This is a genomic window from Enterobacter sp. MF024, assembly GCF_005843915.1.
GTDB lineage: Bacteria > Pseudomonadota > Gammaproteobacteria > Enterobacterales > Enterobacteriaceae > Enterobacter > Enterobacter barmai.
In genome coordinates, this window is the sequence record NZ_VCBB01000002.1 from 1 (window position 1) to 14,806 (window position 14,806).

Here is a 14,806-nt window from a genome sequence, read left to right on the forward strand (position 1 = left end):
GCCTACGGTCTGCCCATGTAGGCCTGATAAGCGCAGCGCATCAGGCGTTTAGGCCCGCACGGAAAGTATCGCTTTTAGCTCCGGCACGCAGGAGCCGCAGTTGGTGCCGCAGCGTAGCTTCGCGCCCAGCGCGGCGGCAGAGTCGCATCCCCCGGCAATCGCCTCGCGAATGGCGTTTTCACCCACGCTAAAACAGCTGCAGATAATCCGCCCCTGCTCCACGCGCTCGCCAGGGCTCTGGCCGTTCAGCAGGGCGTGCCGTTCCGCCAGCTCTACCGGCGCGGTGTGAAACGCCGCTTCGATAAAACCATGCGCCAGCGCGGGCACCTGAGTGCCCTGCCAGAAGCCGAGCATCAGAGCCCCCTGATGCCAGGCGAGCAGGCTGCTGCGCTCCCCCGTTTGCGCGATTTGCAGCTGCCAGCCCTGCCCGGTGCAGTGCGCCAGCAGCCACTCCAGCAGCGGCTTATCCCCGGCCAGCGTCAGGCGTGAGACTCCGGTCACCGCCTTGCGCCACCAGTGGACGAACATCGGCAGCGTCATCTCTTCCCGGCTCCAGAGCTCCCCCTGCCAGGCGGGCTGCCACGGCATCAGCCGCACCGCCGTCTGCTTGCTCTCCGGCTGACCGGAATGGGGATCGCAGCGCCCCTCCACCAGAGCGTTCACCTTGCCCTGGCGGGAAAAGCAGCTGTTCCAGTGCATCGGAACGAACAGTTGTCCGACGCGCTGGCCCTCGTTGATCCGCGCCCGGGCCACCATCAACCCGCGCGGGGCGCTGATCCGCGCCAGCTGTCCCTCCTGCAGCACCAGCCGGGCGGCATCCTGCGGCGAGATATCCACCGTCGGCTCATCGCTGTGCTGCATCAGGCGCGGCACATACCCGGTGCGGGTCATGGTGTGCCACTGATCGCGAATGCGTCCGCTGTTGAGCGTAAAGGGATAGAGCACACTCCCGGTGGCGCCGTGGGGCTGCGGGTTAACGGGGATCTGGCGTCCACGGGTAAAAGCTTCGCGGTTGATGGGCCACTGCCAGGGCGTCAGTCCGTCCCACTCCTCGCGGGTAAGCTGTGCCAGCGCCGCGAGGTTTAGCATCCGCTCGCCCTGATTTTCGAACGCCGTCAGGGCAGCGTGTTCGGAAAAAATGGCGTGGGGATGGTCCCAGGCGAACGCCGCGCCATGGCCGAGCCGCTCAGCGATGCGGGCGATGATCCACCAGTCGGGTTTCGCTTCCCCAGGTACTGGCAGAAAGGCGCGCTGGCGCGAGATGCGGCGTTCGGAGTTGGTGACGGTACCGTCTTTCTCGCCCCAGCCCAGCGCCGGGAAGCGGATATGGGCGAAGCGGCTGGTGTCAGTGTCGCGCATCACCTCCGAGACTATCACCAGCGGACAGGCGGCCAGGGCCTGACACACCGCATGGCTGTCCGGGAGCGACACCGCCGGGTTGGTGCCCATGATCCACACCGCCTTGACGTCGCCGCGGGCGATGGCTTCAAACAGCTCCACCGCCATCAGGCCCGGCGTCTGCGCCAGCCGCCCGGTTCCCCAGAAACGGGCCACGCGGCTTAAATCATCCGGGGTGAAATTCATGTGCGCCGCCAGCTGATTCGCCAGCCCGCCCACCTCGCGCCCGCCCATCGCATTGGGCTGACCGGTCAGCGAAAACGGCCCGCAGCCCTCGCGGCCGATCTTACCGCTCGCCAGATGGACGTTAATAATGGCATTGCACTTATCGCTGCCGCTGGCGGACTGGTTGATCCCCATGGTGTAGAGCGTCACCGCCCGCGGGGCGGCAGTAAACCAGGCGTAGAAGGTCGCGACGTCGTCAGGGGCCAGGCCGCAAAAATCGGCCACCCGTTCGGTCGGCCAGTCGCTGGCACGCCCAGGATCGATGGCGTTCAGCAGGCCGACAAACAGCCCCGCATCGCTGCCGGGCGTCAGGGCCAGATGCAGGTCGGCGATATCGCAGGTCGCAGTGCGGCGCGGGTCGATCACCACCACCTTCAGCGCTGGATTAGCGGCGCGCGCCTGCACCAACCGCTGATACAGCACCGGATGGGTCCAGGCGGCATTGGATCCCACCAGCACCACCAGATCGGTCTTTTCAATGTCCTCGTAGCTGCACGGCACCACATCTTCACCGAAGGCCCGCTTGTAGCCCACCACCGCCGAAGACATGCAGAGCCGGGAGTTGGTGTCGATATTGGCCGCGCCGATAAAGCCCTTCATCAGCTTGTTGGCGGCGTAGTAATCCTCCGTCAGCAGCTGGCCGGAGGCATAAAAGGCCACCGCCTGCGGCCCGTACTGGTCGATAATCTCCCTCAGCCGCTCTCCGGCGCGATCCAGCGCCTGATCCCAGCTCACCGGCTGGTCGTCCACCTCCGGGTGCAGCAGACGGCCCGTCAGGCCGGTCGTCTCCCCTAACGCCGAGCCTTTCACGCACAGGCGGCCAAAGTTGGCCGGATGGCTGTCGTCGCCGCGCACACTCACCCCGCCGTCCTCAACGCGGGCGATCACCCCGCAGCCCACGCCGCAGTAAGGACAGGTTGTCCGGGTTTCCGTCATGAGGTCTCCGCGCGCATCACCAGTTCTTCGCTGCCCACCAGCACGCGGTTGCCATCCACCTTCACCGGCCAGGCGCGCACCGCCACTTCGCCGGTGTCGACCAGACGTCCGTCGCGCAGGCGGATGCGGGTTTTATACAGCGGGGAGATCACCACCGGCTCGCCGCCGGCATCCCCAAGAATGCCGCGCGACAATACGCTGGCGCTGCCGCCCGGCTCCCTGTCTTCGAGGGCATAAATCGACTTGCCGAAGCGGAACAGCGCAATCTGCTGCGAACCCAGACGGGCGCCTATCCCGGCCTCCTCGGGGATGTCGTCCAGGTTGCAGATATCCTGCCAGCGTTTTGCTGGTGCCGGGGCGGCGTCGAGCGTGCGGAACTGCGCCAGACGGCCCGGATCCTGCAGCGTGGTCTGCCATTCGCACTGATAGGTATCCACCACCCGCTGCATCTCCAGCTCCAGCTCACCGGCAATGCCCAGGCTGTCGTCGATGATCACCTCGCGCAGATACTCCAGCCCGCCTTCCAGGTTATCCCGCCAGGTGCTGGTGCGCTGCAGGCGGTCGGCGGTGCGGATATAGAACATCAGGAAGCGGTCGACGTAGCGCAGGAGCGTGGCGTCATCGAGATCGCTGGCAAACAGATCCGCATGGCGCGGCTTCATGCCGCCGTTGCCGCAGAGATAGAGGTTCCAGCCCTTGTCGGTGGCGATCACCCCCACATCCTTGCTCTGGGCTTCGGCACACTCGCGGGTGCAGCCCGACACCGCCATCTTGATTTTGTGCGGGGCGCGCAGCCCCTTGTAGCGGTTCTCCAGCGTCACCGCCAGACCGGTGGAGTCCTGCACCCCGTAGCGACACCAGGTAGAGCCGACGCAGGATTTCACCGTGCGCAGGGATTTACCGTAGGCGTGGCCGGTTTCAAACCCGGCATCAATCAGCTGCTGCCAGATCTCCGGCAGCTGCTCCAGCCGGGCGCCAAACAGGTCGATACGCTGCCCGCCGGTAATTTTGCTGTACAGCTGATAGCGTTTGGCGATCTGGCCGATGGCGATCAGCCCGTCGGCGGTCACCTCCCCGGCAGCCATACGCGGCACAATGGAGTAAGTCCCGTCTTTCTGGATGTTGGCGAAGTAGCGGTCGTTGGTGTCCTGCAGCGGCAGATGGGCCGGTTTCAGCAGGTATTCGTTCCAGCAGGAGGCCAGCACCGAGCCCACCAGCGGTTTGCAGATCTCACACCCGTGACCCTGACCGTAGCGGCTGATGAGTTGCTCAAAGGTGTGGATGCGATTGACGCGCACCAGGTGATAGATCTCCTGGCGGGAGTACGCGAAGTGCTCGCAGATGTCCTTTTTCACCTCCACGCCCTGGGCCGCCAGCTGGAACTCCATCACCTGTTTCACCAGCGCGCTACAGCCGCCGCAGCCGGTGGCCGCTTTGGTGCACTGCTTCACCGCCCCGATGTCGGTCGCGCCGTTGCTCACCGCCTGGCAGATATCGCCCTTGCTGACGTTATGACAGGAGCAGATCTGCGCGCTCTCCGGCAGGGCCGCCACGCCCAGCGCTTTCGGAGCACTTCCGGCTACCGCAGGTAAGATCAGGGTTTCAGGATCGTTGGGCAGGCTGATGCCGTTAAGCATCATCTGCACCAGGGTGGCGTATTCGCTGGCATCCCCCACCAGCACGCCGCCGAGCAGGGTTTTGTTATCGGCGCTGACCACGATCTTCTTGTAGATCTGCTGCGGGCCGTGGGTCCACTGGTAGCTCTGCGATCCGGCCGTGCGGCCATGGGCATCGCCAAACGAGGCCACGTCCACACCCAGCAGCTTGAGTTTGGTGCTCATGTCCGCCCCCATAAAGGCGTTCTCTTCCCCCGCCAGCGCGGCACAGGCGACGCGCGCCATCTGGTAGCCGGGGGCTACCAGGCCGTAGATTTTGTTCTCCCAGAGGGCGCATTCACCAATGGCGAACACATCCGTATCCGAGGTGCGGCACTGGTTGTCGATAATGATGCCGCCGCGCTCGCCAAGCCCCAGACCGCATTCGCGGGCCAGCGCATCCTGCGGGCGGATCCCGGCGGAGAAGACCACCATGTCGGTAGCCAGTTCGCTGCCGTCGGCGAAACGCAGCACCATTCCGCCGTCGGTTTCGGCGATCTCCGTTGTCGCTTTGCTGGTATGCACGCCCACGCCGAGCGCCTCGATTTTGCGTCGCAGCATGGCGGCCCCGTCGTTATCGAGCTGCACCGCCATCAGATTGGGGGCAAACTCCACCACGTGGGTCTCCAGCCCAAGCTGTTTCAGGGCGTTGGCCGCCTCCAGCCCCAGCAGCCCGCCGCCGATCACCACCCCGGTGCGCGAATCTTTGGCGCGGGCGGCGATGTTATCCAGATCGTCCAGGGTACGGTAAACAAAACAGCCCGGCAGGTCGCGTCCCGGCACCGGGGGTACGAACGGGTAGGACCCGGTGGCGAGCACCAGCTTGTCCCAGTGGGTCTCATGCCCGCCCGCCGTGCGGATCACCCGGGCGTCGCGATCGATAGCCTCCACCTGCTGAGAGAGGCGCAGCTCAATGCCATTTTCCGCAAAGAAATCCCCGGCGACCATCGACAGCGAGTCGGCGCTGCGTCCGGCAAAGTATTCTGAAAGATGGACGCGATCGTAGGCGGCATAGCGCTCTTCACCGAAGACCACGATCTGATACTGCTGATGCAAACCGCGGTTGACGCAGTCTTCAAGAAAATGGTGGCCGACCATACCGTGTCCAACCACAACCAGAGTAGGTTTTGTCATAGCGTTCTGTCCTGCAACCTGCGGCTGCGTAGTGAATCGATCGAACAGCCAGTCCGCCCGGGCGGGTTCTGACGTTGCCAGTAAATCGGTGAAGGTGGCCGCGCTGCGACACTCCCCCATCAGCAGCACGCCTGCCAGCGTGCCGTTGCGAACCAGTAAGCGGCGGTAGTGGCGGGTCAGCGGATCCCAGCTGGTCCACACCGCGTCATCCTGTTGCGCGCTCACCTCTCCGGCGCTGAACAGCTCAATGCCGGTGACCTTCAGGCGCATGCCGTTTTGCGTCGGGGTAAAGGGGGTGACGCTGTCGCCTGCAAGACGGGCGGCGAGGATCTCCGCCTGGGCCAGACAGGGCGCCACCAGCCCCCACGTCTGCCCGTCGATTTCGCAGCACTCGCCGATGGCGCTGATGCCCTCAAACCCGGTGCGCATCTCCTTATCCACCAGGATCCCGCGCCCGCACGGCACACCGCTTGCCTGCGCCAGGGTGATGTTGGGCAAGACGCCCGTTGCCAGCACTACCCGGGTGGCGGCCAGAGTGCGTCCGCCGCTGAGGGTGACGCTGTCGGGGGTTATCTGCGCAATACCGGCGTTAAGCTCGCAGCCGATACCGCGCGCCGAGAGCGCCTCCTCCAGCAGCAGCCCGGCATGCTGATCCAGCTGTTGCTCCATAAGCCACGGCCCGCGATGCACCAACGTGACGTTGTCACACTGGAGGCGTAATGCCGCGGCCGCTTCCACCCCGAGCACGCCGCCTCCCAGAATCACCGCCGGGCCGGGCGTCGCCAGAATGGCATTCACGTCATCCAGGGTGCGGAAGGTAAAGACGTGGGGCAGATTGCTTCCGGGGATCGGCGGCACGAACGGCTGCGATCCGGTGGCGAAGACCAGTTCATCCCACCCCAGCAGGCGTTTATCGGTGCGCAACATCCGCGCCGCGCACTCCACCCCCAGCACCCGTTCGCCGCACAGCACCGTGACGCCGCGCACCCGATACCAGGCGTCGTCATGCAGCTGCGTTGCCGCGGCCGCTTTCTCGCCCCCCAGCACCGGCGAAAGCTGGATGCGGTTATAGGCGTGCCCCCGCTCTTCACCGATAACGGTGATGTCGAAGCGCCCGGGGGCGCGGTCGGTCAACGCCTCGATCAGCCGCGTTGCCGCCAGTCCGTTTCCAATGATGACCAGGCGCATGGTGGTGCTCCTCAGGCCGCTTTCGGCTGTTTTTCATAGAGGAAGTGGAGGATCTGCTGGCGCATATGGTGATAGCGGCTCTCTTCCGCCAGCTGCACCCGGTTACGCGGCCGCGGCAGATCGACGCGCAGGATCTCGCCCACCGTCGCCGCCGGGCCGTTGGTCATCATCAGCACCCGGTCCGAAAGCAGTACCGCCTCGTCCACGTCGTGGGTGATCAGCACGATGGTGGTGTTCAGCTCCTGCTGGATGTGCATCACCGAATCCTGCAGATGGGCGCGGGTCAGGGCGTCGAGGGCGCCGAACGGCTCATCCATCAGCAGCACTTTTGGCTTCATCGCCAGGGCGCGGGCAATGCCCACCCGCTGCTTCATGCCGCCGGAGATCTCCCCCGGGCGCTTGTGGATGGCGTGCCCCATCTGCACCCGCTCGAGGTTATGTTCGATCCACTCCCGGCGTTCCGCTTTGCTCATGCTGCGGCGGAACACCTGATCCACCGCCAGCGCCACGTTGTCGAAGCAGGTCAGCCACGGCAGCAGGGAGTGGTTCTGAAACACCACCGCCCGCTCCGGCCCCGGCCCGGCGATCTCGCGGTTATCGCAGAGAAGCCCGCCTTCGGTTGGCAACGTGATGCCCGCTATCAGGTTAAGCAGCGTGGATTTGCCGCAGCCGGAGTGACCAATCAGGCTGATGGTCTCCCCTTCGTGAATATCAAAAGAGACGTTCTGCAGAGCCAGAAACTCGCCGCTGGCGGTGGAAAAACGCTGGCTGACGGCCTGGACCTGAATTAATGGTTTCATGTGCGCTCCTTATTTTTCCTGCCAGCTGAAACGACGGGCGATCAGCATCAGCCCCTGCTCCAGCAGCAAACCCACCACGCCGATAATGACGATGGCGATGAGAATGTTTTCAACGTTGAGGTTGTTCCACTCGTTCCAGATCCAGAAGCCGATACCCATGCCCCCGGTGAGCATCTCGGCGGCGACAATCACCAGCCAGGCGATGCCGATGGAGAGCCGCACCCCGGTCAGCACCGCGGGCAGCACGGCCGGGAAGAGAATGCGGCGCATCACCGTCCACTCGGAGAGCTGCAGCACCCGGGCGACGTTGAGGTAATCCTCGGGGATGCGGCGTACCCCTTCGGCGGTGTTAATGACCATCGGCCAGATCGAGCAGATAAAAATGGTCCAGCTGGAGGCGGGCTCCGCCTTCTGGAACAGCAGCAGGCCAATGGGCAGCCAGGCCAGCGGGCTGACCGGGCGCAGTAGGGCAATCAGCGGGGTGAACATGCGGGACATAAAGGTGAAGCGGCCAATCATAAAGCCCAGCGGAATGCCCACGATGGCCGCCAGGCCAAAGCCGATGGCAACACGCTGCAGCGAGGCCAGCACGTTCCAGCCCACCCCCATGTCGTTCGGGCCGTCGCGATAGAAGGGATCGGCAAACAGGGTGAGAGCAGAATCCAGCGTGCTGAGCGGCGTCGGGAAGCCTTTGCTGTTGATGGCCGCCAGCTGCCAGGCAATCACCAGCAACCCCAGGCCGAGCAGCGCCGGAATGAGGCGCTGCAGCAGGTCGTTAATCCGGCGGGCAAACGCCGGGGTGCGACGGCGCACCTGCACCGGCGGGAGGGTAATCACTTCACCGCTGACGGGCTCGGCGGGTGCGGCTTTGGTGTTAACTTTTTTCATATCAGGCCCCTGTACGGTGAATAGCGAAACTGTTGGCGTAACCCTTCGGATCGGTGCCGTTCCAGACGGTGCCGTCCATCAGGGTGCTGCTGCGCAGCGGCGAAGATGGCGCGCGAATGCCGCCTACTGCGGTGGCGGCGTCCTGCCAGACGTCGGTGCGGTTGATGCGCTGCGCGATGGCGGCGTAGTCAGGATCGGTTTTCAGCAGCCCCCAGCGGCGGAACTGGGTCAGGAACCACATCCCGTCGGAGTGCCACGGATAGCTCACCGCCCCGTCCTCAAAGAAACGGATCGGGTTGGCATCCTGCCAGCGGTGGCCGGTTCCGTTGTCGTACTCCCCCAGCATGCGGCCGGTGAGGTACTGCTCCTTGGTGTTGAGCCAGGCGCGACGGGCCAGCAGCTGAGCGGTTTCTTCTTTGTTCTGCGGCGAGGCGTCGATCCAGCGCTGGGCCTCCAGCAGGGCGCTCACCAGCGCCCGGGCGGTGTTCGGATGCTGCCCGACCCACTCGCTGCGGGTGCCCAGCACTTTTTCCGGGTGTTCCGGCCAGATCGACTGCGAGGTGGCGGCGGTAAAGCCGATGCGATCGTTAATGGCGCGGGCGTTCCACGGCTCGCCGACGCAAAAACCAACCATATTGCCGATGCGCATGTTCATCACCATCTGCGGCGGCGGCACCACCACGGTGCGCACGTCGTCAAACGGGTTGATGCCCGCGCTCGCCAGCCAGTAGTAGAGCCACATGGCATGGGTGCCGGTGGGAAAGGTATGGGCGAAGGTATAGCTGCCCGGCGCCTGCCGGGCGATGAGCTTTTTCAGCCCCTCAACGTCGCGCACGCCCTGCTGAGCCAGATCGCTCGACAGGGTGATCGCCTGCCCGTTGCGGTTGAGGGTCATCAGGTTGGCCATCGGTTTGGGTTTACCGGCGATCCCCAGCTCCAGACCGTACAGCAGGCCATAGAGAATGTGTGCCGCGTCCAGCTCCCCGGCGACCAGCTTGTCGCGCACCGCCGCCCAGCTGGCCTCTTTAGTGGGCACCAGGGTGAAGCCGTATTTTTTATCAAAACCTTTATATGCCGCGATGGCCAGCGGCGCGCAGTCGGTCAGCGGAATAAAGCCGACGCGCACGGTATCGAGTTCCGGTTTATCGGAGCCTGCGGCCCACGCAGCCTGCATCACGCCCGGCAACATGAGCGCCCCGCCGGCCAGCGCGCTGGCCTGTAAAAAACGCCGTCTTGTCCATTCCACCATGCTCACTCCCGAAAAAAAGCCAAAAAAAAACGCCCGGCAGTGCCGGAGCACTGCAGGACGCCTTTATCCTGAAGAACGACCCACCGCCGTTGGCGCGTCGTTAAAATTGTTATGTTGATTAATGCAAGGGTGATGCCAGGTTTTAAACGCTTAAATGACGGGCCTTTTCTGCCTGCGGGCAAGGAAAACGCACCTCAACCATGCAGGCCTTGCCCAGCCAGGGTGCATTCACGGCTGCCAGAGGGCTTTGACCGTCAGCAGCGCCCGGGCGATATCCACCATCCTCTGGTTTTTATCCATCGCCATCTTGCGCAACTGGCACCAGGCCTGCTCCTCGCTCATCTGCTGATGGGTCATCAGCACGCTTTTGGCCTTGTCGATGATTTTGCGCTCCTCCAGGGTGTCGCGCATTGAAGCCAGCTGGCGGGAGAGCTGTTCGATCTCCTGCGCCTGCTGGCGCACCAGCGGCAGCAGGGGTTTCTGCGGGTAGAGCGCCAGCGGCTCATCCGTTTGCGGCTCGGCGGGCGGCTCGTCGTCGGCCCGGCTAATCAGCGACTCTACCGCCAGCATCAGGTCGTCGATGAGCATCTCTTCCAGGGTGCGCAGATGTTCAAGGCGCTCGGTTTGCAGCGAGAACCAGTGCAGCGCCAGCACGCCTTGATCCGCAGCGGGTTGCCGGGTACAGGCCAGCCGCCGCAGCTGTTCAACTTCCGCTCCCGGCACGCTGAGTGTGAAGTGGTTATGCAGGCTGGCAGGCGTAAGGGAGAGGAAGATCTCGAAACAGGTTTGCTGCCCGTCGATCCGGTCCACCAGCGTCTGGCGCATTTCGTCGCTGAAAAAGCCCTGGGTAAAGCCAATCGCTCCCAGGGCCCTCTCCTGTCCTACCAGCTCTTTGCCCTGCATCAGGCTGTAAAGGGCGACAAATCTGCCCGCGATTTGCGGATCGTCAATGCTGTCATTAAGTTGCGGCACAATACTGAGCAGGTTACGCAGCATGCGGCCATAGCGCTCCATTGCCGTCGTCGCGGGCAGCGCGCAATCTGTAATTGCCTCGCGAAGCCCGGGAAGTTGCTCCAGGCTTTGCAGGGCGTTGGCGACCCGCTCGCACAGGGCACCGCTGGCCATCAGCGGCGTGCCGAGCGCCTGATGCAGCGCCTGCAGATGATTGTCCACCAGCGCGCGGCTGGCTTTACACTCCAGGGCGTACAGCGCCCCCTGTGAGCAGAGCCAGATGTTGGAGGCTCCGCGCTCGCACTGTAGCATGTGGGCAAGATGGCCGATCCGGCTGACCAGGGTGCCCAGCTGCGCCAGTTTGCACAGCTGGGCTTTCCGCAGCAATCTGGCCTGCTGGTACCATTCAGTGGCGCCGGGTGGACGGCCCGTGTTTATCGTCATGCTTTCTCTCCCGGATCGATATCTAATGATGAGAGAAGCAATTTTCATGCCTTTTCATTGTTCAGGAGTCAAGATGCAGAAGATTGTGATTGTCGCCAACGGCGCGGCCTACGGCAGCGAATCCCTGTTTAACAGCCTGCGGCTGGCCATTGCCTTGCGCGAGCAGGAGAGCGACCTGGATCTGCGCCTGTTTTTAATGTCCGATGCGGTGACCGCCGGACTGCGCGGCCAGAAGCCTGCGGAGGGCTATAACATTCAGCAGATGCTGGAGATCCTGACGGCGCAGAACGTGCCGGTAAAACTGTGCAAAACCTGCACCGATGGCCGCGGCATCAGCGCCCTGCCGCTGATCGAGGGGGTCGAGATTGGCACCCTGGTAGAGCTGGCGCAGTGGACGTTATCCGCCGATAAACTATTAACATTTTAATAATCCTTTAACTGAAATATTATTTTCTTATGAGCGCGGTTCCAGCATCAAGTTTGCCTGCCCGATGCCGATAGGCATTTAACAACAACACAGCAGGTATAACATTTATGTTCAGGTCAATTCGCGCTCGTATTATTGCGGCGACGGTCGGATGTCTGATCGCCGCGCTTGTACTGAATACCGTGATCAATTTCCAGGTCACGCGTCAGGATAATCAACAGTCGCAACGCTCCATGCTCGCCAGTACCAGCGCCAGTCACAGCATGGCGATTGCCGACTGGGTCAGCAGCAAGACAACCATCATCAACTCCCTGCAAAACGTGGCCCTGAGCGACGATCCGGTCCCGGTGTTTAAACAGCTGGCGCAGGCGGGCGGATTTATCAACGTCTATGCCGGATATGCCAGCAAAACCGCGAAGTTCTCCAATCCTGACGGCGTGCCCGCCGACTACGATCCGACGGTGCGCCCGTGGTATCAGCAGGCGGTGAAAGAGGATCGCGCCATTGTCACCGCGCCCTATGTGGATACCGGCACCAAAAAGCTGGTGGTGACCTTCGCCGTGCCGGTGAAAGAGAACGGCGAGTTAAAAGCCGTACTGGCGGGCGACGTGGCGATGGACAGCGTGATCGCCAACGTGCGCGGCATTCATCCGACCCCGGCCAGCAGCGGGCTGCTGGTGGACAGCGATGGCTCGGTCATTGCCGCAAGCGATCCTGAACTGACCCTGAAACCCTTTAAGGATGTCATCAGCGGCGTCGATCTGGCGGCGCTGAAGAACGGCAACAGCGCCGAAGGCCAGTACAACGGGGTGGCGAAAACCTTCTCTGCGACCCCGATTGCCGGCACCCAGTGGCAGCTGATTGTGGCGCTCGACAGCGATGACGCCACCTCGGGGATGCGCACCCTGCTGAAAGCCTCCTCCCTGTCGCTGGTGATCCTCGTGCTGCTCAGCGCGGTGGTGGTGCATTTCGTGATCGCCCGTCTGCTGAAACGCCTGTCGGAGATCCGCGATGCGATGCACGCCATTGCTAACGGCACCAACGATCTCTCCCAGCGCCTGCCGGAGAAAGGTGACGATGAGGTGGCGCAGATCGCCCATGCGTTCAACGCCTTCAGCGACAAGCTCTCGGTGGTGATGGTGCAGCTGCGCGACGCCAGCGCCTCGGTGAAAAACGCCGCTCAGGAGATTGCCGCCGGTAACCAGGATCTCTCTGGCCGTACCGAGCGGGCCGCCTCCAGCCTGCGTGAAACCGCCAGCGCCGTGGAGCAGATCACCGCCTCCGTCGCCCAGTCCACCGAATCTGCCGCCGTGGCGAACGAGCAGGCGGGCAAAGCTGCCGAGGCCGCGACGCGCGGCGGCAGCGTGGTATCGCAGGCGATCACCACCATGCAGTCCATCGAGGCCGCCTCGACCAAAATTGGTGACATCACCAGCGTGATTGACGGCATTGCCTTCCAGACCAACATCCTGGCGCTGAACGCCTCGGTAGAGGCGGCGCGCGCCGGTGAACAGGGTCGTGGCTTTGCGGTCGTGGCAGGGGAAGTACGCAATCTCGCCAGCCGCAGCGCCCAGGCGGCAAAAGAGATCAAGAGCCTGATCGACTCTACCACCGACAGCGTGGCGACCGGCTCGCGCTACGTGCATCTCGCCGGACAGAGCATGGATGAGATCGTCACCAGCATCGGCAGCATGTCGGGGATCATGCGGGAGATCACTGTAGCCACCAGCGAGCAGATGAAAGGCATTCAGGAGATTAACCGCGCGGTGCTTAACCTGGACAGCATGGTGCAGCAAAACGCCGAGCTGGTGGTGGAGTCGGCCGCTGCGGCCAGCGCCCTGCAGGGTCAGGCAGGCGACCTCGCTGAAACCGCAGGCCATTTCCGCATTTAATGTTAAAGCGATGCCTGAAAGCCGCGTAAAGCGACGTCAGCTGAACCCTTTCAGGCATATTGTCATTTTTGTTTAAGGTTTATGCCATTTTTTGATCAAAATCAGCACCCCTGACCTTCCCCTTTGGTGTTATGCCATGAGTGAATTGTGAACAACATCACGCTCAGGATTGGCCGCAAGGAGAGCGTCGTTTTCAGATACGGGGTAATAAAATGGCACTGGTAAAAGCAAGTCTGAAGTTGTTTGGCGGGGATACGGTAGTGGTGCGCTGCTCAGAGCGTTGCCATATTCATCTGATGAGTAACAAAGCACCACGTAAAACGCAGGCGGATATTTTAAGCGTGCAGGACAGAGACAACGCCTGGCTCACGGTGCCCTACACCGGGACCTGGGAGGTACTCATCGACAGCCACAGCCAGTCCCTTGAGCACTCCATCAGCTACGTCGCAGCCTGATAACTAAGCCCGGTGGCGCAAGGTCACCGGGCGTTTTTTCAGGCAAAGCCCGGACGCAGTTGGCTGTCAGGCGTGGCGTTATCCAGCAAAGCCCGCACCCGCGACACCAGCTCATTCAGACAATCATCCTGCATACCCAGACGCGTTAACTCCTGATCGAGGGAGAAGAGGTACTGCGCGTTGGTGCCAAGCGGGCCGCTGGCGGCGGCAATCAGCGGGGCAATGACCTGGGCGCGGGTATCGGCTTCAAACAGCGGATGGCGCGGATCCATAATGAACACCAGCGCATTAACGGTACGTCCGTCATCCAGTTCCAGCTTGCACCAGCTCGGCATATAGCAGCCGGTGATCATCTCGCGCTTCCACAGCAGCGCCAGCTCCTCTTCCAGGCTCGCATCCGGCAGGCGATAGGCCACCCCCGTGGTGCGTCCGCCCTCTTTCAGTGCAAGCATGCGCCCTGGCTGACAGGCGCTGCCGCGCCCGGCGGTCAGGCGCAAACAGAAGGCGCGATGCCAGCCCGGCAGCGTACCGGTTGCCGATTCGACAAACTCCAGCGCCGGGTTCCACATCAGGGAGCCGTAGCCAAACAGCCAGACCGGACCGTTGTCCGGACGGCAGGCAAGGGTTGCGGCCAGCGACGCCGCTCGCTGCTCGGCTGACCACAAAAGCGACTCTTCAATCGCACCGAAGGCCGTTTTACAGTCGGCCTTCATCAGAAAATCACGCGTTAACATATTGCACCTCCGCCACTGCCTGCTTCCATTCGCACACTTTTTTGAACCTTCCGGGTCCTTTTACTGCTCAATTAGAAAGCAGCTACCGTGACGATATGCAATAAACTCGCCGGGTGCAACAGAGCGGCGCATCGAGAGCCTTAAAAGTCAAAGCGCAGGGTGCAAACTATTAAGCACAGCGCACTAAGCAACGGCTATTTTTTCTTGTGCCACTTATCATCCTCACCCTTTTCATAATCCTGCTTCACCGCCGCCCAGGCCACCTTGTGCGCGGTCTCTTCGCGGCTGTCATCGCCCCGACGGTCCTCTTTGTCTTTGTACTGATCCCAGGCGCTGTTGAAAGCTTCTTTGTAGATATCCTGCGCGTGGGCGGGCAGAACGTGCTGAACGTTATCCGGTAAATCACTTTTCGATTTGTATGGCATGGCAA

General features: G+C 62.7%; 11 protein-coding genes. 3 read left to right on the forward strand and 8 right to left on the reverse strand.

All coding sequences use genetic code 11. The annotated features are described in order from the left end of the window. Positions 1–48: 48 nt before the first annotated feature. From FFB58_RS05225 to nasR, 6 genes are all read right to left on the reverse strand, one after another. Positions 49–2,559 carry a nitrate reductase gene (locus FFB58_RS05225; RefSeq protein WP_138369258.1) on the reverse strand — a complete coding sequence of 837 codons (2,511 nt, stop codon included), beginning with the start codon at positions 2,557–2,559 and terminating at the stop codon, positions 49–51. After that, complete coding sequence (gene nirB, locus FFB58_RS05230) at positions 2,556–6,536, reverse strand: nitrite reductase large subunit NirB (RefSeq protein WP_138369259.1); 3,981 nt, start codon at positions 6,534–6,536, stop codon at positions 2,556–2,558. Before nirB ends, FFB58_RS05225 begins: the two co-directional genes overlap by 4 nt. Before the next feature lie 11 nt (positions 6,537–6,547). After that, positions 6,548–7,336: an ABC transporter ATP-binding protein gene (locus tag FFB58_RS05235; RefSeq protein WP_103179937.1), complete on the reverse strand. Its 789-nt coding sequence runs from the start codon at positions 7,334–7,336 to the stop codon at positions 6,548–6,550. A 9-nt stretch (positions 7,337–7,345) separates the two neighbouring features. After that, positions 7,346–8,224, reverse strand: coding sequence for a nitrate ABC transporter permease (gene ntrB / locus FFB58_RS05240; protein ID WP_138369260.1), 879 nt, complete (start codon positions 8,222–8,224; stop codon positions 7,346–7,348). 1 nt (position 8,225) lies between these two features. Further along, positions 8,226–9,473 carry a CmpA/NrtA family ABC transporter substrate-binding protein gene (locus FFB58_RS05245; protein ID WP_138369261.1) on the reverse strand — a complete coding sequence of 416 codons (1,248 nt, stop codon included), beginning with the start codon at positions 9,471–9,473 and terminating at the stop codon, positions 8,226–8,228. Between the two features lie 228 nt (positions 9,474–9,701). Continuing rightward, positions 9,702–10,868, reverse strand: a complete 1,167-nt coding sequence (nasR, locus tag FFB58_RS05250; RefSeq protein WP_138369262.1) for a nitrate regulatory protein NasR — start codon at positions 10,866–10,868, stop codon at positions 9,702–9,704. Between the two features lie 73 nt (positions 10,869–10,941). Between nasR and ychN the strand changes: the two genes are divergently transcribed. The 3 genes from ychN (at position 10,942) to FFB58_RS05265 (ending at position 13,642) form a co-directional block, all read left to right on the forward strand. Beyond that, positions 10,942–11,295, forward strand: coding sequence for a DsrE/F sulfur relay family protein YchN (gene ychN, locus FFB58_RS05255; RefSeq protein WP_039030707.1), 354 nt, complete (start codon positions 10,942–10,944; stop codon positions 11,293–11,295). A gap of 107 nt (positions 11,296–11,402) precedes the next feature. Further along, on the forward strand, positions 11,403–13,187 hold the full coding sequence (locus FFB58_RS05260) for a methyl-accepting chemotaxis protein (RefSeq protein ID WP_138369263.1): 1,785 nt from the start codon (positions 11,403–11,405) through the stop codon (positions 13,185–13,187). A 212-nt stretch (positions 13,188–13,399) separates the two neighbouring features. Then, on the forward strand, positions 13,400–13,642 hold the full coding sequence (locus tag FFB58_RS05265) for a DUF1883 domain-containing protein (RefSeq protein ID WP_039030709.1): 243 nt from the start codon (positions 13,400–13,402) through the stop codon (positions 13,640–13,642). A 38-nt stretch (positions 13,643–13,680) separates the two neighbouring features. Here the strand turns inward: FFB58_RS05265 and FFB58_RS05270 are convergent, their stop codons facing one another. Together FFB58_RS05270 and chaB are read right to left on the reverse strand one after the other, a co-directional pair. After that, positions 13,681–14,376, reverse strand: coding sequence for a gamma-glutamylcyclotransferase (locus tag FFB58_RS05270; RefSeq protein WP_138369264.1), 696 nt, complete (start codon positions 14,374–14,376; stop codon positions 13,681–13,683). Positions 14,377–14,570: 194 nt separating this feature from the next. Beyond that, the gene (gene chaB / locus FFB58_RS05275) at positions 14,571–14,801 is read right to left on the reverse strand and encodes a putative cation transport regulator ChaB (RefSeq protein WP_039030711.1); all 231 of its coding nucleotides are present in this window, start codon (positions 14,799–14,801) and stop codon (positions 14,571–14,573) included. Between the last annotated feature and the right edge of the window lie 5 nt (positions 14,802–14,806).